The following is a 20,166-nucleotide window of genomic DNA, read 5'->3' on the forward strand; positions in this document are numbered from 1 at the left end:
CACCGAAAGCGACTGCGCCTACTGCATGACTCCTTATCAGAACCGATTTTAGGCGAAAATTATGCAGCAACCCAAACTGCTGCGGCGACCGTTTGCAAACAACCGCCTCCGACTTCAAGCGGTCCGGCTTGGAATGTGCACGAGAATTAGGAAACGAAGGCACGCGAGGTGATGGGCGCAGAGGTTTCGTCCGGCCCGTAGTCGTTCTCGCCCCGCACCTGGAGAATCTCCTGAAGGCGCTGGCGCGCGCGATTGACGCGGCTCTTGATCGTGCCGAGCGCGCAGCCGCAGATCGTGGCGGCCTCTTCATATGAAAAACCGGAAGCCCCGACAAGGATGATGGCTTCGCGCTGATCGGGCGGCAGTTGGTCCAGGGCGCGGCGGAAATCCTGCAGATCGAGCGAGCCATATTGCTCGGGGTGGTGGGCGAGAGTTTCGGTAAAATGGCCGTCGCTATCTTGCACCTCGCGGCCGCGCTTGCGCATCTGGCTGTAGAGTTCGTTGCGCAGGATCGTGAAGAGCCAGGCTTTCATGTTGGTGCCCATCTCGAAATGGTCCTGCTTGGCCCAGGCCTTCATGATGGTGTCCTGCACAAGATCGTCTGCCCGGTCGTGGCGCCCGATCAAAGACATGGCAAAGGCACGCAGGCTCGGCAGCGCGGCAAGCATCTCACGCTTGAACTCTTGGTTTTCGGATGGCATCCCGATGCCTACTCCCTGCCCTGCAGAACGGATTGCCGTTCCGCTGCTTCCAGCTTTTCCAGAAGATCGAGAAAGCGGGCCGGTATCGCCTCCTCCTGCACCGATTGATAGAGCGCCTTCAGCTTCGCCGCGATCTGCGCATTCGGATCGTCAGTCGTCGGGTTTTTGCCGATCGTCCGCCCTGCCCCTGAAGTATATCTCATTTTACAATTATCGCCTTCAAGTGTTCGCCTGCCCCATAACGCACCGCAAAAATGAAATGTTCCGCAGCGGAACCTTTTTTTCGGCGAGACGTTTCCGCAGCGGAACAAATTTAAAGATATTACCGAGGGAGTCCTGCATGACATTGTCCACCCGGATTGCTCCATTTTTGCCCTATCTGCGCCGTTATTCCCGCGCCCTGACCGGGTCTCAAACCTCGGGCGACGCCTATGTCGCAGCCGTCCTCGAAGCCCTGATCACGGATATGTCCATATTCCCTGAAGCAAGTAACGACAGGGTGGCATTATTTCGTCTCTACACATCGCTTTTCGGTTCGTCGTCCGTTCTGGTCCCGGAGCCGGTTTCCCCCTTCGCCTGGGAGCAGCGGGCGTCGGTCAATCTTGCCGCGGTCTCGCCGCTCGCGCGCCAGGCTTTTCTGCTCGTTTCCGTCGAGGGTTTTACTCCGCACGAGGCCGCGGAAGTGCTTGATGTCGATGCGAATAAGTTGAGCGCGCTCCTCGACCGTGCATCTCAGGAAATCTCCCGTCAGGTCGCAACCGATATCATGATTATCGAGGATGAACCGCTGATCGCGATCGACATCGAGCAGATGGTCGAAAGCCTCGGCCACCGCGTCACGGGTATCGCGCGCACCAAGGACGAAGCCATCGAGCTCTACGAAAAGACAAAGCCGAGCATGGTGTTGGCCGACATTCAGCTTGCCGACGGCAGCTCGGGCATCGATGCGGTCAACGAGATTCTCAAAACCAGCGCCATTCCGGTCATCTTCATCACCGCATTCCCGGAGCGGCTGCTGACGGGCGAAAGACCAGAGCCGACCTTCCTTGTCACCAAGCCTTTCAATCCTGAGATGGTCAAGGCGCTGATCAGCCAAGCACTGTTCTTCAACGAATCGACGAAAGCGGCCGCCTGAGTTCCGGTTTCCGGATCGTGAGTCTGGTTTCCGGATTCCGGCACGGTCGCTTTGTTGCCATAACGCAAAACAGCCAGTGCCGAGGGAAGGGCACTGGCTGAGCTTGTTCAACTCACAGAGGGGATGTGAGTTGTGCGACCGGCGGTATGCCTCCGACGTCACATTGGGGGCGATGTGCGTCACCGTCCGGCTGTCACAAAAACGCGCGAAGCAGGAAAAGGTTCCACCGCAAAAACGGCGTCGCCAGAGCGGGATGAGGAAAAGTGTGCGCGGCTTTCCGCCCGCATACCGCTCAACTTAAATACAATCGATCACGTTCATGACTGGGTCGATTCGACCGAAAATCATTGTGATCCACTGCATGTTTCCTTTGATCGGAGCCGATTTAAGGGAAAAACATGCAGCAATTCAAAGTGCTACAGCGACCCTTGCGCGTCTGAAAAGACGCAACGGCGCTGTAGCGCGCCGCTACTCTATCGCCTCCAGCTCGGCGCGATGCCGATAAAGCGCGAGAAAGTGTCGGTAATCACGGTCATAGACGCTGCGCAACGCGGGATCCGGAATACGTTCCTGTCCGGCGGACGACATTTCGATGCCGGCCTGCGCGAGGTCCGGATAGAGGTCGCCCGCGACGGCCGCCGCCATTGCCGTGCCGAGCAGCACCGCATCGGGCGCTTGAGGGGCAATCACCCGGCAGCCGGTCACGTCGCAATAAAGTTCCATCAGCAGCGGATTGCGCACATGTCCGCCGGTGACGTGCAGCGTATCGAGATCGTAGCCGGCCTCTTTCATCATTTCGAGAATGTGTCTGATGCCGAGGGCGATCGCGACACAAGTTCGCCAGTACAGACGGCAGAGGGCATCGAAGGAAGAATCGAGCGGAAGCCCGCTGATGACGCCGAGCGCGTGCGGATCGGCAAGCGGCGAACGGTTGCCGTGAAAGTCCGGAAGGACATGCAACCGATCGGCGAAATCGGCACCCTGCAGGGCGCGAAGTTCCTGGACACGTTCGATGATTTTCATGTGCATCTCGGCCGTGGGTTCGCGTCCGCCCCCGTGCATGTGCACGATGTGATCGAGCAGCGCTCCGGTCGCCGATTGGCCGCCTTCGATCAACCAGAAGCCGGGCAATACCGCTTCGAAATAGGGGCCCCACATGCCGAAGCCAGGCTTCATGTCCCTGGAGAAGGCGACGATGCAGCTCGAAGTTCCGGCGATCAGCGCCAATTGGCGTTCGAGCCTCGCCGGATCACCGGCAAATCCGCCGAGCACGCCGAGCGCCCCGGCATAGGCGTCGATCAGTCCCGGGGCGACCCGGCATTCGGTGTCGAGCCCGAGCTCCTCTGCCGCGGTCGCGCTCAGGCGGCCGACGGCGCGGTCCACCGCTAACGTCTCTTCCGGCAAGCGGCCTCGATCAAGAAGGTCCTCGAGACCGATCCGCTCGAGATAGTCCTGTTGCCAGCCGCGGGGCCTGTGGGCGAGATAGTTCCATTTCGCCGTCAGGGTGCAGCGCGAGCGGGCCGCGCTTCCCGTTGCCCGCCATGTCGTGTAGTCCGCGAGATCGAAGAAATAGCCCGCCTCCTCCCATTGTCTCGGCAGGTTTCGCTTAAGCCACATCAGCTTCGGCATTTCCATCTCCGGCGACATCACCCGGCCCGAATGATCGAGGACGGGATGCTGCGTCGCCGTACAGAAATCGGCCTCCGCCAAGGCCCTGTGATCGAGCCAGACGATCGTGTCCCAGCGTGCGTCGCCTTTGCGATTGACCGATAGGGGCGCACCGTCACGGTCGCGCACGACCAGCGAACAGGTCGCATCGAAGCCGATCGCGGCGATATTCTCGGCGCCCACGCCGGCTTTCTCCCGGGCCGCCCTGACCGCTCCGCAAACGGAGGCCCAGATGTCCTCGGAATCGTGTTCGGCGTGGTTTTCTTCCGGCCGGTTCATGGCGATCGGTCGGTCGGCCCGCGCCAGAAGCGCGCCCTTCCGATCAAAGATGCCGGCGCGGGCGCTACCAGTTCCGATATCGACCGCAACGACGTACTCGCGCATCAATGAATGTCCCCGTCCCGAGATGGTGATTGATTATAAGACGTCGGAGGGAGATGCGGGCAAAAAACCGCTTGTCCTCCTCCCGGTCATTGCCGGACAAACTGTATCAATTCGCTCATGTCGTCAAACAGCACGTCGGGATGAAGATTGGCGAGCGCCTGCCGGTGGCGGTGGTTTCGCGCGTGGCTGGCACCTGCGAAGGCAAAGACGCGCATGCCCGCCGCCTTGGCGGCCTCGATGCCGGCCGGACTGTCCTCGATCACGACGCAGTTCGCCGGTTCGTAGCCCATTTGCGCGCTCGCATGCAGAAACAGATCGGGCGCCGGCTTGCCATGCGCCACCATGCTGGCGCTGAAGATGTTCGGTTCGAAGAGATCGAGCAGCCCGGTGACGGTCAGCGACAGCCGGATGCGCTCCGGCTGGCTCGACGAAGCTACGCATGAGGCGGCGTCAAGCTGCTCGACGGCGTTGCGTATCCCGAGGACCGGCTTCAATTCCTCCCGGAAACGCGCATAGAGCCGCATTCGCATGCCTTCGAGAAAGGCGTCGTCGGTTGCAAGCCCATGTTCGTCGTGCAGAATCGCGGACATGCTCTTTAAGCTACGGCCGAGAAAGCGCTCGCTCGCCTCCTCCGCCGTCATCGAAACGCCGGCAGCACCCAGCGCTTCGACCAGCACGTCGAGGGAGATAGGTTCACTGTCCACCAGCACGCCGTCACAGTCGAAGATCACCAGCCTGGACGCCTGGTCCGCCATTGCGCTATTCCCCGAGTTTGCCGTCCAGATAAAGCTGGAGCGTGGCGCGCGTACCCTTTTCCCAGAGGGTTTTCAAGGCGTGGCCGAAGCGGCGGCGGAAAAGATCGGATTGCACCACGTCGCCGAAGATGTCGGAAAGCGCGAGGAAGGCCAACGGGTCGTCTTTGGCCGCAAGGGCAGCCGCATGCAGGCGATCGGCGCTCGCGTCATTGAAGACGATATCCTTGCCGCTATCGGATTTGCCGGCAAAGTAGCGGCACCAGAGCGCGGAGACGAGCGACAGGCCGACCACGTCCTGGCCGTGCCGCAAGCGATCGGCCGTTGACGGAAGGATGAATTTCGGCTGGCGGTTCGAGCCATCCTGAGCCAGGCGCGGGATGGTATCGCCGATCTTCGGGTTGGCAAAACGGCTCTCTATAAGGGTGTAATAATCCTTCAAATCCGTGTCCGGGACCGGAGGAATGACCGGGATGATTTCCTCATGTTCGAGCTTGGCGAGGAACGAGCGGATCAGCGGCTCCTCCATCGCCTCGTGGACGAAATGAATGTCGAGCAATGCGGCCGGATAGGCGATCGCCGCATGACCGCCGTTCAGGATGCGGATCTTCATGTGTTCGTACGGCGCGACATCCGGCACGAACTGGACGCCAACCTTTTCGAGCGCCGGGCGCCCCTGCGGGAAGTGGTCCTCCAGCACCCATTGCTTGAACTCCTCGCAAAAGACCGGCCAGACGTCGTCGATGCCGTACTCCGAAGCGACGAAACCGATTTCGCGGGCGCCGGTCGCCGGCGTGATGCGGTCGACCATGCCGTTCGGGAAGGCGACATTGGCATCGATCCAGTCCGCGAAGCCGGGATCCGAAAGGCGCGCGAGACCGGAAACGGCCGCATGCGTCACCTCGCCGTTGCCGGGAATATTGTCACACGACATGATGGTGAATGGCGCGATACCCCTTGCCCTGCGCTCGGCAAGCCCAGCCAGAATGAGTCCGAAGACCGTCTTCGGCGCTGCCGGGTTCCTGGCGTCTTCGGCGATTGCGGGGTGGGACGGGTTGAAAACGCCGGAAGCCGGATCAATGAAATAGCCGCCTTCGGTGATCGTCAGCGAGACGATGCGAATGAACGGGCTTGCAAGCTGCGCCACGATGGCCGGCGTATCTCCTGGCTTCAGATAGGCAATCATCGCGCCGGTAATATGTGCGCCGGTCCGGTTGTTGTCCTGCTCGACGACGGTCGTCAAGAAGTCCTGCGCCTCGAGCTTGGCGCGCATGACTTCGTCGGATGGCAGCACCCCCGCACCGATGATCGCCCAATCATGATCGCGCCCCAGATTGAAAAGGTCGTCGAGATAGACCGCCTGATGCGCACGATGGAAATTGCCGACGCCGAAGTGGACGATGCCGGCTCGGAGATCATGCCGATCATACTTCGGAACGCCGGCCTTGGCCTTGATCGCATCGAGCGTGGCGAGGGAGAGTTTGGTGGTCATCCTATGTTCCTTTTCAAGAACCCGTCATTCAACGAGCCTCAGCTCATCCAGTTGCCGCCGTCGACGTTGTAGGTCTGCGCCACCACGTAATCGCTTTCGGACGAAGCGAGGAAGATCGCCATGCCGGTCAGATCCTCGGCCGTTCCCATGCGCCCGTAGGGAACGGCTTCGCCGACCAGCCGCTTCTTTTCGCCGAGAGGACGATTTTCATATTTGGCGAACAGCGCATCGACTCCTTCCCAGTGCTCGCCTTCGACAACGCCGGGGGCGATGGCATTCACATTGATGCGATGCTTGATGAGATCGAGCCCGGCCGATTGGGTGAGGCTGATGACGGCGGCTTTGGTTGCGCAATAGATCGCCACCAGCGCCTCCCCCCGCCGGCCGGCCTGGCTTGCCATGTTGATGATCTTGCCGCCGCGTCCCTGAGCGATCATCTGTTTGGCTGCCGCCTGCAGCGTAAACAGCGTGCCGGCAACATTGATGGAGAAGAGCCGCTCATAGCTCGCGCGCGTGATCTCGACGATCGGCGCCAGATCGAAGAGGGCGGCATTGTTGATGAGAATATCGAGACCGCCGGCCTTTTCGACGGCGGCCGCTATTGCGGCATCGATAGACTCCTGCCGCGTGACGTCCATCTGAACAGCGTAGGCCGCCGGCCCGATCTCGGCAGCCGTTTGCTGAGCGCGCTCGATATTGATGTCGGCGATCGCGACTTTAGCGCCTTCGCGCACGTAGGCCTCCGCGAAAGCGCGGCCGATTCCCCGCGCCGAACCCGTGATCAGCGCGCTCTTACCTTCAAGACGTTTCATCGAATTGCGAGTCCCTTTTCGTCAAACTTGTGCACGCGTTGCGGATCCGGCGTCAGGAACACCCGGTCGCCATGTGTTACGGCGAAGTCTCCGGCGACGCGCGCCGTCAGCGTGCCGATGCCATCGGCGTTCACATGCAGGAAGGTATCTGAGCCGAGGTGCTCGGCCACGCCGACCGTCCCCCGCCAGGTGCCCTGCTCCTTCGAAAGCACGAGGTGTTCGGGACGAACGCCGATCGTATGCGCCTGGAGGGCGGCCGCCGGCGCCCCGGAGACGAAGTTCATCTTCGGCGAGCCGATGAAGCCGGCGACGAAGAGATTGTCCGGCTTGTGATAGAGATCGAGCGGCGAGCCCACCTGCTCGATGCGGCCGCGGTTGAGCACGACGATCTTGTCGGCCATGGTCATGGCTTCCACCTGATCGTGGGTGACGTAGACCATCGTCGTCTTCAATTGCTGGTGCAACTGGCTGATTTCGAGCCGCATGTTGACGCGCAGCGCCGCGTCGAGGTTCGAAAGCGGCTCGTCGAACAGAAACGCCTCCGGCTGACGGACGATGGCGCGGCCGATCGCAACGCGCTGGCGCTGGCCGCCGGAAAGCTGACGCGGTTTCCGATCGAGATAATCGGTAAGGTTGAGAACGCGGGCCGCGTCCGCGACCTTCTTGTCGATCGCCGCCTTTTCCTCGCCCGCCATCTTCAGCGGGAAGGCGATGTTCGAGCGCACGCTCATATGCGGATAAAGCGCGTAGGACTGGAACACCATTGAGAGGCCGCGTTTTGCCGGCGGCAGGTCAGTCGCGTTCTTGCCGTCGATGACGATCTCGCCGTCGCTGACGTCCTCCAACCCGGCGATCAGTCTCAGCAATGTGGACTTGCCGCAGCCGGACGGTCCGACGAAGACGACGAATTCGCCGTCGGTGATATCGAGGTCGATCGACGGGATGACGGCATGGGCGCCGAAAACCTTCGATACGTTCTTGAGTGTGATGCTTCCCATGGTCGTACCCTTATTTGACCGCGCCGAAGGTGAGGCCGCGTACAAGCTGTTTCTGCGAGAACCAGCCGAGAATGAGGATGGGGGCGATTGCCATCGTCGAGGCCGCCGAAAGCTTTGCGTAGAAGAGGCCCTCCGGGCTGGAATAGGAGGCGATGAAGGCGGTCAATGGTGCCGCCTTCGCCGCACTGAGGTTCAAGGTCCAGAACGCCTCATTCCAGGCGAGAATGATGTTGAGGAGCAGCGTCGAGGCAATGCCGGGGATCGCCATCGGCGTCAGCACGTAGATGATCTCCTTGGCAAGCGAGGCGCCATCCATACGCGCCGCCTCGAGGATCTCGCCCGGGATCTCCTTGAAATAGGTGTAGAGCATCCAGATGATGATCGGCAGATTGATGAGCGTCAGCACAATCACCAGTCCGGTCCGGGTGTCGAGAAGACCGCTGTTGCGGAACATGAGATACATCGGCACCAGCACCCCGACCGGCGGCATCATCTTGGTGGAGAGCATCCACATCAAGACATCCTTGGTGCGTTTCGTCGGTGCGAAGGCCATCGCCCAGGCGGATGGGATGGCGATGAGGAGACCGAGGAGCGTCGAGCCGAACGAGACGACGACCGAATTCATGAAGTGCTTGAAGTAGTTCGAGCGGGCCTGCACTTCATGATAGTTCTCGGTGGTCCAGTCGAAGAAGAGAAGTACGGGCGGCGAGGCAATCGCTTGCGCCTCCGTCTTGAAGCTCGTCAGGAACGTCCAGAGGATCGGAAAGAAGATCAGTATGCCGACCGTCCAGGCGACCGCCGTGGTGACCAGTTTGCGTTGGGTGGAAACGTTGCGTGCCATGATTCAAGCCTCCAACGTCTTGCCGATCATGCGCATCAGGAAGAATGCGACGATATTGGCGAGGATGACGGCGATGATGCCCCCGGCGGACGCGCCGCCCACGTCGAACTGTAGAAGCGCCTGCGCATAGACGAGGAAGGTCAGATTCGTGCTCTGTGTGCCGGGGCCGCCGTTGGTGGTGACCAGGATTTCGGCAAAGACCGACAGCAGGAAGATCGTCTGGATGAGGATCACGACGGTGATCGCCCGGGAGAGATGCGGCAGAACCAGATAGATGAAACGGCTCCAGGCGCCGGCCCCATCCATCTGAGCGGCCTCCTTCTGCTCCTCGTCGAGCGACTGCAGCGCCGTCAGCAGGATCAACGTCGCGAACGGCAGCCACTGCCAGGCGACGATGACGATCACCGACATGAGCGGCGCGTTGGCCAGAAAGTCGTAGGGCTGAAGACCGACAAGCTTGGCGAGCCAGGCAAAGAGCCCGTTCACCGGATTCATGAACATGTTCTTCCAGACCAGTGCTGCCACCGTTGGCATGATCAGGAACGGCGCAATCACCAGGATACGCACGATCCCCTGCCCGAACATCGGCTGGTCGAGAAGAAGCGCAAGCCCGATGCCGCCGATCACCGTGATGAACAGCACGCCGAGAACAATTGCGAGCGTGTTGAAGATCGCCTGAAAGAAGGCCGGATCGGTCAGGAAGTAGGTGTAGTTGGAAAGACCCGCGAACTCCTCCATTCCCGGCATCAGCAGGTTGTAGCGGAGCAGCGAGAAATAGATGGTCATCGCCAGCGGCACGATCATCCAGGCTAGAAGCAGAAGCACCGAGGGCGCGATCATCAGGCGCGCAGCGGAGCGGGTGTGCAAGGTCGCCATGGCGTCCCCCATGTGAATGTCAACGCTGTTCCAAGAGAAGAAGCCGCGCGGTTCTCCGCGCATGCCGGACATCCCTTTTCGATCTCGGCGACTTGGACCGAACCGTTCCAAGAATCGTCGACGTGATCTTAAAAGCTGGAGCGGGATACGGGTGGAAAGCCCGCCTGACCCCTTCCCGCTCCAGGAGTTGCCGGAGCGCCTGCCGTTTCCAACCGGCACCCCGGCCCTTGGGAGCCTTATTTGATGTAGCCGGCCTTCGTCATTTCGCGTGTCGTCAGTTGCTGCGCACTCGCAAGCGCCTGATCGACACTCATCTGACCGGCAAGCGCCGCCGAGAACTGCTGGCCAACCGCCGTGCCAAGCCCTTGGAATTCCGGGATCGCCACGAATTGCACGCCGACATAGGGCACCGGCTTGACAGCCGGGTTCTTCGGATCGGCCGCGTTGATCGAGTCCAGCGTCATCTTCGCGAATGGCGCCGCCTTCTGGTATTCCGGATTTTCATAAAGCGAGATGCGCGTGCCGGGAGGCACGTTTGCCCAGCCTTCCTTCTCCGCAACAAGCTTCAGATAGTCCTTGCTGGTCGCCCAGGCGATGAACTTCTCGGCGGCTTCCGCCTTCTGCGAGCCCGCGGGGATTGCGAGATTCCAGGCCCAGAGCCAGTTGCCGCGCTTGCCGAGGCCGGTATCAGGCGCGAGCGCGAAGCCGACCTTGTCGGCAACAGTCGATTCCTTCGGATTGGTCACGAAGGAAGCCGCGACCGTCGCGTCGATCCACATGCCGCACTTGCCGGTCTGGAAGAGCGACAGGTTTTCGTTGAAGCCGTTCGACGAGGCACCGGGCGGTCCGGCGTCATTCATCAGCTTGACGTAGAAATCGAGCGTCTTCTTCCACTCCGGCTGGTCGAACTGAGGCTTCCAGTTCTCGTCGAACCAGCGCGCCCCGAAAGCGTTCGCGGTCGCGGTGAGGAAGGCCATGTTCTCGCCCCAACCCGCTTTGCCGCGCAGGCAGATGCCATAGATTTCATTGTTCTTGTCGGTGATCTTGCGCGCCGCATCGGCAATGAAGTCCCAGGTCGGCGCGTCGGGCATGGTCAGGCCCGCCTTTTCGAACAGGTCCTTCCGATACATGACCATCGAGCTCTCGCCGTAGAAGGGCGCCGCATAGAGCTTGCCGTCGATCGTCAGGCCGGAGCGGATCGCCGGCAGCAGGTCGTCGACGTCATAATCCGGCCCGAGATTTTCGAGCGGCAGCAGCCAGCCCTGCTTGGCCCAGATCGGCACTTCATAGGTGCCGATCGTCATGATGTCGTACTGGCCGCCCTTCGTCGCGATGTCCGTCGTTACGCGCTGGCGCAGCACGTTTTCCTCGAGCGTGACCCACTCGAGCTCAATGTCCGGATTTTTCGACGTGAAATCGTCCGTCAGCTTTTGCATCCGGATCATGTCGCCGTTGTTCACGGTCGCAATGGTCAGGGTTTCTGCTTGGGCCAGACCCGCCAGAGCGACTGCCGAGCACGTGCCCAGCAGGAAAGTTCTTAAATTCATCGACTTCCTCCCAGAAGAAAATGAGCATTTGCTTTGCTCATGGGCAATTACTCACCCGTTGCCGCAAAAAGTCAATCCGCATTCGTTGCTGCGGTGCAAACGAAAGGCTAACGGCTTGTTTTTCGTTCGGATTATTTTATCGGAGGCGGTTCACAGGAACGGCCAGATCATGAAGATCGCGCAGCCTCGAAATCGGTTTGCCCGATTCAAGCGCCGAGCAGATAATCGGCCGTGGTTTCGTCGGTGATCAGCCCGTTGATGATCCTGCCCTTGAGGGCCGCCCTGAGCGCCTCATATTTGCGCCGGCCTTTGGCAATGCCGATGACCGAAGCCCGGTCGCGGGGCGGCAGCGGAACGGAGGCGACGCGTTCGTTGATGCTGCCGGTCAGCAGTTCGCCCTCATGATCGAACATCCACCCGCAGATCTCCCCGGCGGCACCGGCAGCCGTCAGCCGTGCCATTTCGTCTCGCGCCAGAAACCCGTCCTCGCAGAGCGGCGCGTCGGGACCCAGCTCGCCGACGCCGACGAAGGCGGCATTGGCCTCCGCGCCGAGTTGCAGGGCAATTTTTACGAGACTCTGATTGTGAAGCACTTCCCGCTCTTCAGCCGACGAGACGAGAACCGGCAAGGGCATGGGAAAATGCCGCGCCTTGATTGCGTCCGCCATGCTGAAGATGACGTTGTAGTAGGCTGCCGAACCATCGAGCCTGATGTTGCCGGTCAGAGAGACGATGCGGTGTTGCGGGCATTCCATGGAAGGCAGTTGGTCGATCGCCGCCTTCAGCGTCCGCCCCGTTCCGATGGCAAGCACGACGGGGTCCGTCGATTTCAGCCAGCGCTCGATCTCAGCTGCACCGGCCTCCGCGATACCGACCGTTGTCGACATCGAGCCCGGGTCGCTCGGCACGATATCGACATGCTTCAGCTCGTATTTGTCCTTGAGCCGGGCCGCCGCCTCGAGGCAGGCGGCAATCGGATGATCGAGCCGCACCTTGATCAACCGCTCGGCCATGGCAAGGGAAACGAGGCGCTGCGCCGACTGTCGCGAAATGCCCATGATCGAGGCGATCTCGTCCTGCGTCCGGCCTGCGACATAATACAGCCAACCCGCGCGGGCGGCATCGTCGAGCCTGTTGTTGGTTTCCGCCCTGCGCGCCATGTATTCGTCTCCTTCCCTTTGATTTGCTGCCACTATTTGCCGTGCGCTGTCAAACAAAGCCGGAAATCGATCGGCGCTTCAGGCAAAAACGCTCGGGTTTTCCGGGATCTGCGGGAAACGCGACCAAACTTTTACCGTTTGATAAAAAAATAAAGCGTGTTACCGTTCCCTCATCCTGAGAAAACATTGGGAGCCAAAAATGGGAACGACGCAATCTGGGATCCTCGGCGGCAGGCTGCCGCTCGCGGAATACGAAACCAATTTCTCCGATCTGCATCCGCCGCTCGACAAGCACGAGGCCCTGGTCGCCGCCGACCGCTGCTATTTCTGTCATGACGCGCCCTGCATGACGGCCTGTCCCACCTCCATCGATATCCCGCTGTTCATCCGGCAGATATCGACTGGCAATCCGATCGGCTCGGCGAAGACGATCTTCGACCAGAATATACTCGGCGGCATGTGCGCCCGCGTCTGTCCCACCGAAACGCTCTGCGAGCAGGCCTGCGTCCGCAATACGGCGGAGGAGCGCCCGGTCGAGATCGGTCGGCTGCAGCGTTATGCGACCGACGTCGCGATGAGAGAGAACAAGCAGTTCTACACGCGTGCCGCCTCTTCCGGTCGCAGGGTTGCTGTCGTCGGCGCCGGTCCGGCAGGCCTTGCCTGCGCCCATCGGCTGGCCGTCAACGGCCACGATGTCGTCATCTATGATGCCCGTGAAAAATCCGGCGGCCTCAATGAATACGGCATCGCCGCCTACAAGTCGGTCGACGATTTCGCACAGAAGGAAGTCGACTACGTTCTGTCGATCGGCGGCATCGAGATACGCCACGGCCAGGCGCTCGGCCGCGACTTCTCGCTCCCCGACCTGACGGAACAATATGACGCCGTGTTCCTCGGCCTCGGCCTTGCCGGCGTCAACGCGCTCCGGATCGAAGGCGAGAATGCCGAAGGCTTTGAGGACGCGGTCGATTTTATTGCCGCACTCCGCCAGTCGAAGACCAAGGCCGATATTCCCGTCGGCCGTCGCGTTGTCGTGCTCGGCGGCGGCATGACCGCGATCGACGCGGCCGTTCAGGCAAAGCTGCTCGGGGCCAAGGAGGTGACGATCTGCTATCGCCGCGGCAAGGAGCACATGAACGCCTCCGAGTTCGAGCAGGACCTTGCGGCCTCCAAGGGCGTCACCATCCGCCACTGGCTGCAGCCGAAGCGCATTGCCGTAAAGGACGGCAGGGTCGCCGGCATCGAACTCGAATACACGACGATCGAAGACGGCAAGCTGACGGCGACCGGCGAAACGGGTATCATCGCAGCCGACCAGATCTTCAAGGCAATCGGCCAGACCTTCGAGGCTTCCGAACTTGGAGCTTTGCAGCTTCAAGGCGGACGCATCGTCACCGATGCCGGAGGCCGCACCTCGATCGCCAATGTCTGGGCGGGTGGCGATTGCGTGCTTGGCGGAGAGGACCTCACGGTTTCCGCCGTTGCCATGGGCCGCGATGCCGCCGAATCGATCAACCGGGCTTTCGCCGCGGTAGCCCCGCTGGCGAGCGCCGTTGCTTGAAAAGCAGAACAGGATCGAGAGGACGAGAACAATGGCTGATCTTCGCAACAATTTTGTCGGCATCAAATCCCCGAACCCGTTCTGGCTCGCCTCGGCGCCGCCGACGGACAAGGCCTATAACGTCGAGCGCGCCTTCAAGGCCGGCTGGGGTGGCGTCGTCTGGAAGACGCTCGGCGAGGAAGGACCGCCGGTCGTCAACGTCAACGGCCCGCGCTACGGCGCGATCTGGGGCGCGGACCGGCGGCTGCTGGGCTTAAACAATATCGAGCTCATCACCGACCGCGATCTCTACGTGAACCTGCGCGAGATGAAGCAGGTGAAGATGAACTGGCCGGACCGCGCGCTCATCGCCTCGATCATGGTGCCTTGTGAGGAGAACGCCTGGAAGGCGATCCTGCCGCTGGTCGAGGAAACCGGCGCCGACGGCATCGAACTCAATTTCGGCTGTCCGCACGGCATGTCCGAGCGCGGCATGGGCTCTGCGGTCGGCCAGGTGCCGGAATATATCGAAATGGTCGTCCGCTGGTGCAAACAGTACACGCGCATGCCTGTGATCACTAAGCTGACGCCCAACATCACCGATATCCGCAAGCCTGCCCGCGCCGCCAAGGCCGGCGGCACCGACGCCGTGTCGCTGATCAACACGATCAACTCGATCACCGCGGTCAATCTCGACACCTTCTCGCCGGAGCCCTCGATCGATGGCCGCGGCAGCCATGGCGGTTACTGCGGCCCGGCAGTCAAGCCGATCGCTCTCAACATGGTTGCCGAGATCGCCCGCGATCCGGAGACATACGGCCTGCCGATCTCCGGTATCGGCGGCATCACCACCTGGCGCGATGCGGCCGAATTCCTGGCCCTCGGTGCCGGCAACGTGCAGGTCTGCACGGCCGCTATGACCTACGGATTCAAGATCGTTCAGGAGATGATCACGGGTCTCTCGGACTGGATGGATGCCAAGGGCCACCGCACGCTCGACGACATCACCGGCCGCGCCGTGCCGAACGTCACGGACTGGCAGTATCTGAACCTCAACTACGTCGCCAAGGCGAAGATCGATCAGGACGCCTGCATCAAATGCGGCCGCTGTCACATCGCCTGCGAGGACACCTCGCACCAGGCGATCACGCAGTTCGTCAACGGCGTGCGCCATTTCGAGGTGATCGAAGAGGAATGCGTCGGCTGCAACCTCTGCGTCAATGTCTGTCCGGTCGAGAACTGCATCACGATGGAACCGCTTGCCGCTGGCACGATCGACAAGCGCACCGGCAAACCGGTCGATCCGAACTACGCCAACTGGACGACCCATCCGAACAATCCGATGGCCCGCCAAGCCGCGGAGTAACGGAAAGATCAATCAGAAGGCCGCCGGAGAGATACCCGGCGGCCTTCTGTACTACACTTACCCGGCGCTAGAGCATCCCGCTTTCAAGCGGAACCGCTGCAAGCGGACAAGATGCTCTAGAATCTAGAGTGCTAGAGCGTCCTTTGTACGTTCACTTGAACGCACGGCGCTCTAGAATTCGATCACCACCTTGCCGAAGGGTCCACGATCGAGATGCGCGAGCGCCTCGCGGAATTCGCCAAACTTGTATCTCTTGTCGATGACCGGTTTCAATCCGGCCCGGTCGATCGCGCCGACCAGATCTTCGAGCGCCCGGCGGTGCCCGACGCTGATGCCCTGCAGCACCGGCGATTTCAAAAGCAGCGGCGCAACCGGTCCCGAAATCTCGAAACCTTCCAAAACGCCGATCACCGAGATGCGCCCATCCGCCGCGACTGCCTTCAGCGATTGGCCGAGACCGGTGCCGCCGGCGATTTCGAAAATGTGATCGGCGCCGTGGTCGTCGGTCAGCGCATAGACACGCTCCACCCAGTCCTCCGTCAGACGGTTGATGCCATGGCCAGCGCCGAGTGCCAGCGCGCGCTCAAGCTTTTCCTCACTACCTGAGGTCACGATCACTTCGGCGCCGCTCGCCTTGGCGATCTGCAGACCGAAAAGCGCGACCCCGCCCGTGCCCTGCACGACGACGCGGTCGCCGGCCCTTAAGTGCCCCTTCTCAATGAGCGCAAACCAAGCCGTGAGGCCGGCGCATGGCAAAGTGCTGGCCTCAGCGGCATCGAGGCTTATGGGCGCCGCGACGAACCAATCTTCGGGAAAGGCGACATATTCGGACATGACGCCCGGGAGCACGCCGCCGAGCGTGACATAAGAGGGCGTCCTGCCGTTTCCGGGCCGCAAACCGTCGAGCCAGCCGGGGGCAAAGGTCGATATCACGCGCTCCCCGACCTTGAATCGCCGAACGTTCTTGCCAACCGCTTCGACCATGCCGCTCATGTCGGAAGCCGGCACGAAGGGAAAGGTCAGATCCAAGCCCATGCCGGTTTCAAGCACCAGCTTGTCGCGGTAGTTGAGCGACACGGCTGTCGTGCGCACCAGGATCTCGCCGTCGCCGACTTCCGGCACCCGGCGTTCCGCAATCTTCAGATTGTGCGGTCCGACTGTTTCCGTGCTCCATGCTCTCATCCATTTTGACATGCTCGTTCCTTTCACATCGATGGTGATCGGGGCGAGCATAGTGTTGAATTCTGAGCGCCAGTTGCGATAAGATTTCCCTTTATTGGTTCTCTAGTGGATACAATCGCATGGAGCGTTTCACCGGCATTTCGGTATTTGTGGAAGTCGCCGATGCCGGCGGCTTCTCGGCAGCCGCGGAGCGGCTCAACCTTTCGCGATCGGCGGTCGGCAAGACGGTGGCCCGGCTTGAGCAACGGCTCGGCGTCCGGCTCTTTCATCGCACCACACGAGCGCAGAGCCTCACCGATGAAGGGCAGCTCTTCTACGAGGGTTGCCAAAAGGCGCTTGGTGAAATCAGGACCGCGGAAGCGCTTCTCGAATCCGGCAGGCAGGAAATTCGCGGCCGGCTGCGCATTTCGATGCCGGTCCTCTTCGGCCGCAAATGCGTAACGCCGCTGCTTGTCGATCTGCTTCGCGCTCACCCGCGTCTGCAACTCGATCTTTCCTTCAACGACCGCATCGTCGATCTGCTCGATGAAGGCTTCGATCTCGCGATCCGCAATGGCTCGGTCGGCAATGATTCCGGGCTGATGACGCGGACGATCGCGGAACAGCGCATGACGGTTTGCGCCTCTCCCGCCTATCTCGCTGAACGTGGCGCGCCAAAGACGCTTGCCGATCTCGCGGCACATGACGCGGTGGTCTACAGCCGAGGCGAGCAGCGTCCTTGGTCCTTTCCGTCGAACGGCGATGCCGCGGAGACCGTTCTGCCGAAAACGCGCCTGCGGCTCGACGATCTGGCCGCCATCGCCGATGCTGCCGTCGACGGCCTCGGCCTTGCCTGGCTGCCCTGCTGGCTGGTGCGCGAACGAGTGCAGCGCGGCGAGCTCGTTCGCGTGCTGACCGATCGGCCCGCTCTGATCTTCAAGGCGTACGCCGTCTGGCCTCGAACGCAGCACATGCTGCCGAAGCTGCGCGTCGTGATCGACCGGCTCGCTGCGGGCCTGCCGCGCATTATGGAGTAGAGTGAGGGACCCGGCGGAATAATATGGGCAACCGGCGCGGCACAAGACACAAAAACGAAACAGTTTGTGTACGAATCGTAAGTTGTCGGCACCGCCGATCTGGATAATAAGAAAGAAAAACAGAAGCGGCCGGTTTGATGCCGGCGGACCGGGCAGACCGCTTGACGATCATTTCCGCCAACCTGCGCAAGAAGACGCACCTGATTTCCGGGACGGTGCTCGGCATATTCATTCTCTGCCACTTCTTCAATCATTCTCTCGGCTTGATCTCCCTCGATGCGATGGAAGCGGGGCGGCGGGCGTTCAATCTTGTCTGGCACAGCCTGCCCGGCACCATTCTGCTTTATGGCGCCCTGCTGCTGCACTTCCTGATGGCGCTCGATAGTCTCTACCGACGGCAGACGCTCAGGATGCCGGCCGGCGAGGCGCTGAAGATCGTCTTCGGGCTGAGCCTGCCGTTTCTGCTCGGCGCGCACGTGGTTGCCGCTCGAGTGGAGCCGATCTTCTCGGGGATCGATGCCGACTACCCGGGCATCCTGCGTGCGCTCTGGTCAAGCTCGATCAACACAACCAGGCAGACGGTGGCGCTGCTCTTCGTATGGAGCCACGCCTGCCTCGGCGCCTGGTTCTGGATGAGGGCTCGAAGCTGGTTCCCGCGTTACGAGATCCTGCTCTACACCGTCGCCCTGCTCGTCCCCATTTTCGCGCTGCTCGGTTTCGTCAACGGCGCCCGTTCTGTTGGGCGCGACTATGCCGAACATGGCGGCTACGGCGACAAGGCCTATGCGAGCCAGGCGCAACCGCGGGTCGATCCCGCCCTGCTCGAGAATATCAGGCTGGCGCTCTATGGCGGCTTCGGAGGCGTGATCGCCGGAACCTTCGCGCTGCGCGCCCTGCCCGCACGCGGCCGAATTCGCGTCCGTTATCCCGACGGCCGTGTCGCAGCCGTCAGCCTCGGCTTCAGTGTGCTTGAGGCGAGCCGCGCCGCCGGAATACCGCATGTTTCCGTCTGCGGCGGGCGCGGCCGTTGCTCGACATGCCGCGTGCGCGTGATCCAGGGCCTCGAAGGCCAGCCCAAACCGGAAGCGGCCGAACTCGCGACGCTGACCCGCATCGGCGCTCCCGAGAATGTCCGCCTGGCCTGCCAATTCCGACCCGTTCACAGCGTCACCGTCGTGCCGATCCTCGACACCGACAGCCTAGGCATCAAGACACAGCTCGCCCGGCAGAACGGCGGCGGGCGCGAGCGCCGCGTCGCGGTACTCTTCTGCGATCTGCGTGATTTTACCCGCATCGCGGAGCACAAGCTGCCCTATGACACGGTGTTCCTGTTGAACCGCTACTTCGAAATGGTCGGCGGAGCCGTGGAGGGATCCGGCGGCGTCGTCGACAAGTTCATCGGCGATGGGGCGCTCGCAATCTTCGGGCTGAAGACGTCTCTCGATGAAGCATGTCGTCAATCGCTCACGGCCGCCGTCCGGCTGTCCCAGGGCATCCGGACGCTCAACCAGACATTTGAAGGCGAACTCGAACAGCCGCTGAGGCTGGCAATCGGGTTGCATGCAGGACCGGCGATCATCGGCGAGATGGGCTACGGTCAGGCGACCTCGCTGACGGCCGTCGGCGATACGATCAACACGGCGAGCCGCCTTGAGGGCCTGGCGAAGGAGCATGACGTCGAGCTTGCCGTTTCCGCCGAGCTTGTCCAACGCGCCGGCCTGAGCTTCGAGGGCAAAAGGCGCCTGGAGATAAGCCTGCGCGGCCGGCAGGCGACGCTCGAAACCTGGATCATCGGCAATGCCGAGGACATTGCCGAAATCTTGCCGACCGCCGTCTAATCCAAATTCTCCGATAACGGCTGCTCGCGTACTTGCAGGCCATCGACGAACAGGCGCTCCAGAAAGCGCGCGGCATCCTCGAAGCGTCCGTCGCCCGCATTCTCCTGGCCCAGCACGGCGCGCACCTGCACGTCGAAATCGGCATAGTGCTGCGTCGTCGACCAGATCGAGAAGATCAGGTGATAGGGATCGCACTTGGCGATCTTGCCCGCCTTGGCCCAGGTGCGGATGACCTCGGCCTTCTCGTCGACCAGTTGCTTCAGTGGGCCCTTGAGTTCGTCCTCTATGTGGGGAGCACCCTGCAGGACTTCATTGGCGAAGAGCCGGCTCTCGCGGGGAAAATCGCGGGCCATCTCGAGCTTGCGCCGGATATAACTGCGGATTTCGGCGACCGGATTGCCCTCGGCGTTGAACTCGCGCAAAGGATCGAGCCAGGTGTCGAGTACGCGGTCGATCAACGCCCGGTGCATCGCCTCCTTGGTGCGAAAATAATAGAGCAGGTTCGGCTTCGACATACCTGCCACTTCCGCGATCTGATCGATGGTCGAGCCGCGGAAGCCGTTCGCCGAAAAGACCTCCAGTGCCGCTTCGAGAATCTGCTCCTCCTTCTCCTCCTGGATTCGTGTACGTCTCTGAGTCCTGGCCGCTCTTGGAAGTACCATCTTGCCCCCTGCCGATGCCGCAACAAAGCGTTGCGAAACCCGATCTGCCCAAAGTTCGGACGCGCCATTTTCTTGGGCAGCAAGTCCTTTTTTTCTTTTTCCGGCTTGAGTGCCGCGACGGAAGTTGTAATGTTTACCAACCGGTCAAATTATCAGTCAGATTGTTGGCAAAGGCAACGGCTGATCGAAAGGCATA

At 61.4% G+C, this 20,166-nt stretch carries 18 protein-coding genes; 5 read left to right on the top strand and 13 right to left on the bottom strand.

All coding sequences use genetic code 11. From position 1 onward, the window contains the following. Positions 1-146: 146 nt before the first annotated feature. Positions 147-701, bottom strand: coding sequence for an RNA polymerase sigma factor (locus PYH37_RS25025; protein ID WP_280734157.1), 555 nt, complete (start codon positions 699-701; stop codon positions 147-149). 8 nt (positions 702-709) lie between these two features. Further along, the gene (gene rsiA1, locus PYH37_RS25030) at positions 710-904 is read right to left on the bottom strand and encodes an anti-sigma factor RsiA1 (protein WP_280734158.1); all 195 of its coding nucleotides are present in this window, start codon (positions 902-904) and stop codon (positions 710-712) included. A gap of 137 nt (positions 905-1,041) precedes the next feature. On the opposite strand from rsiA1, the gene PYH37_RS25035 reads away from it, so the two are divergent. Then, positions 1,042-1,836 (top strand): response regulator, encoded by a 795-nt coding sequence (locus tag PYH37_RS25035; protein ID WP_280734159.1) that lies wholly within the window; start codon positions 1,042-1,044, stop codon positions 1,834-1,836. A 468-nt stretch (positions 1,837-2,304) separates the two neighbouring features. Here PYH37_RS25035 and PYH37_RS25040 read toward each other — a convergent pair whose 3' ends face one another. The 9 genes from PYH37_RS25040 to PYH37_RS25080 form a co-directional block, all read right to left on the bottom strand. Continuing rightward, complete coding sequence (locus PYH37_RS25040) at positions 2,305-3,888, bottom strand: FGGY-family carbohydrate kinase (RefSeq protein WP_280734160.1); 1,584 nt, start codon at positions 3,886-3,888, stop codon at positions 2,305-2,307. Positions 3,889-3,974: 86 nt separating this feature from the next. Next, a complete protein-coding gene (locus PYH37_RS25045) occupies positions 3,975-4,643 on the bottom strand; it encodes an HAD family hydrolase (RefSeq protein ID WP_280734161.1) in 669 nt (222 codons plus the stop codon). Positions 4,644-4,647: 4 nt separating this feature from the next. Continuing rightward, on the bottom strand, positions 4,648-6,132 hold the full coding sequence (locus PYH37_RS25050; RefSeq protein ID WP_280734162.1) for a mannitol dehydrogenase family protein: 1,485 nt from the start codon (positions 6,130-6,132) through the stop codon (positions 4,648-4,650). A 38-nt stretch (positions 6,133-6,170) separates the two neighbouring features. Continuing rightward, positions 6,171-6,944: an L-iditol 2-dehydrogenase gene (locus PYH37_RS25055; protein ID WP_280734163.1), complete on the bottom strand. Its 774-nt coding sequence runs from the start codon at positions 6,942-6,944 to the stop codon at positions 6,171-6,173. Next, positions 6,941-7,942 carry an ABC transporter ATP-binding protein gene (locus PYH37_RS25060; protein ID WP_280734164.1) on the bottom strand — a complete coding sequence of 334 codons (1,002 nt, stop codon included), beginning with the start codon at positions 7,940-7,942 and terminating at the stop codon, positions 6,941-6,943. The genes PYH37_RS25055 and PYH37_RS25060 overlap by 4 nt, the downstream gene beginning before the upstream one ends. Before the next feature lie 10 nt (positions 7,943-7,952). Continuing rightward, positions 7,953-8,783: a carbohydrate ABC transporter permease gene (locus PYH37_RS25065; RefSeq protein ID WP_280734165.1), complete on the bottom strand. Its 831-nt coding sequence runs from the start codon at positions 8,781-8,783 to the stop codon at positions 7,953-7,955. 3 nt (positions 8,784-8,786) lie between these two features. Beyond that, positions 8,787-9,659, bottom strand: coding sequence for a carbohydrate ABC transporter permease (locus PYH37_RS25070; protein WP_280736156.1), 873 nt, complete (start codon positions 9,657-9,659; stop codon positions 8,787-8,789). 236 nt (positions 9,660-9,895) lie between these two features. Beyond that, positions 9,896-11,206, bottom strand: a complete 1,311-nt coding sequence (locus PYH37_RS25075) for an ABC transporter substrate-binding protein (protein WP_280734166.1) — start codon at positions 11,204-11,206, stop codon at positions 9,896-9,898. 206 nt (positions 11,207-11,412) lie between these two features. Next, entirely contained in the window at positions 11,413-12,366 is a 954-nt protein-coding gene (locus PYH37_RS25080) for a sugar-binding transcriptional regulator (protein WP_280734167.1), read from the bottom strand. Between the two features lie 199 nt (positions 12,367-12,565). On the opposite strand from PYH37_RS25080, the gene PYH37_RS25085 reads away from it, so the two are divergent. Both PYH37_RS25085 and preA read left to right on the top strand, forming a co-directional pair. Next, positions 12,566-13,927, top strand: coding sequence for an NAD(P)-dependent oxidoreductase (locus tag PYH37_RS25085; RefSeq protein WP_280734168.1), 1,362 nt, complete (start codon positions 12,566-12,568; stop codon positions 13,925-13,927). A gap of 31 nt (positions 13,928-13,958) precedes the next feature. Next, positions 13,959-15,272 (top strand): NAD-dependent dihydropyrimidine dehydrogenase subunit PreA, encoded by a 1,314-nt coding sequence (preA, locus tag PYH37_RS25090; RefSeq protein ID WP_280734169.1) that lies wholly within the window; start codon positions 13,959-13,961, stop codon positions 15,270-15,272. A gap of 171 nt (positions 15,273-15,443) precedes the next feature. Here preA and PYH37_RS25095 read toward each other — a convergent pair whose 3' ends face one another. After that, positions 15,444-16,466 carry a zinc-dependent alcohol dehydrogenase family protein gene (locus tag PYH37_RS25095; RefSeq protein WP_280734170.1) on the bottom strand — a complete coding sequence of 341 codons (1,023 nt, stop codon included), beginning with the start codon at positions 16,464-16,466 and terminating at the stop codon, positions 15,444-15,446. A 107-nt stretch (positions 16,467-16,573) separates the two neighbouring features. Here PYH37_RS25095 and PYH37_RS25100 point away from each other — a divergent pair, with 107 nt between their 5' ends. After that, positions 16,574-17,470 (top strand): LysR family transcriptional regulator, encoded by an 897-nt coding sequence (locus tag PYH37_RS25100; RefSeq protein ID WP_280734171.1) that lies wholly within the window; start codon positions 16,574-16,576, stop codon positions 17,468-17,470. 161 nt (positions 17,471-17,631) lie between these two features. Further along, a complete protein-coding gene (locus PYH37_RS25105; protein ID WP_280734172.1) occupies positions 17,632-19,308 on the top strand; it encodes an adenylate/guanylate cyclase domain-containing protein in 1,677 nt (558 codons plus the stop codon). Here PYH37_RS25105 and PYH37_RS25110 read toward each other — a convergent pair. Then, positions 19,305-19,970 carry a TetR family transcriptional regulator C-terminal domain-containing protein gene (locus PYH37_RS25110; protein ID WP_280734173.1) on the bottom strand — a complete coding sequence of 222 codons (666 nt, stop codon included), beginning with the start codon at positions 19,968-19,970 and terminating at the stop codon, positions 19,305-19,307. The genes PYH37_RS25105 and PYH37_RS25110 overlap by 4 nt on opposite strands. Positions 19,971-20,166 lie beyond the last annotated feature (196 nt).

The sequence above is a fragment of the Sinorhizobium numidicum genome (assembly GCF_029892045.1).
Taxonomy (GTDB): Bacteria; Pseudomonadota; Alphaproteobacteria; order Rhizobiales; family Rhizobiaceae; genus Sinorhizobium; species Sinorhizobium numidicum.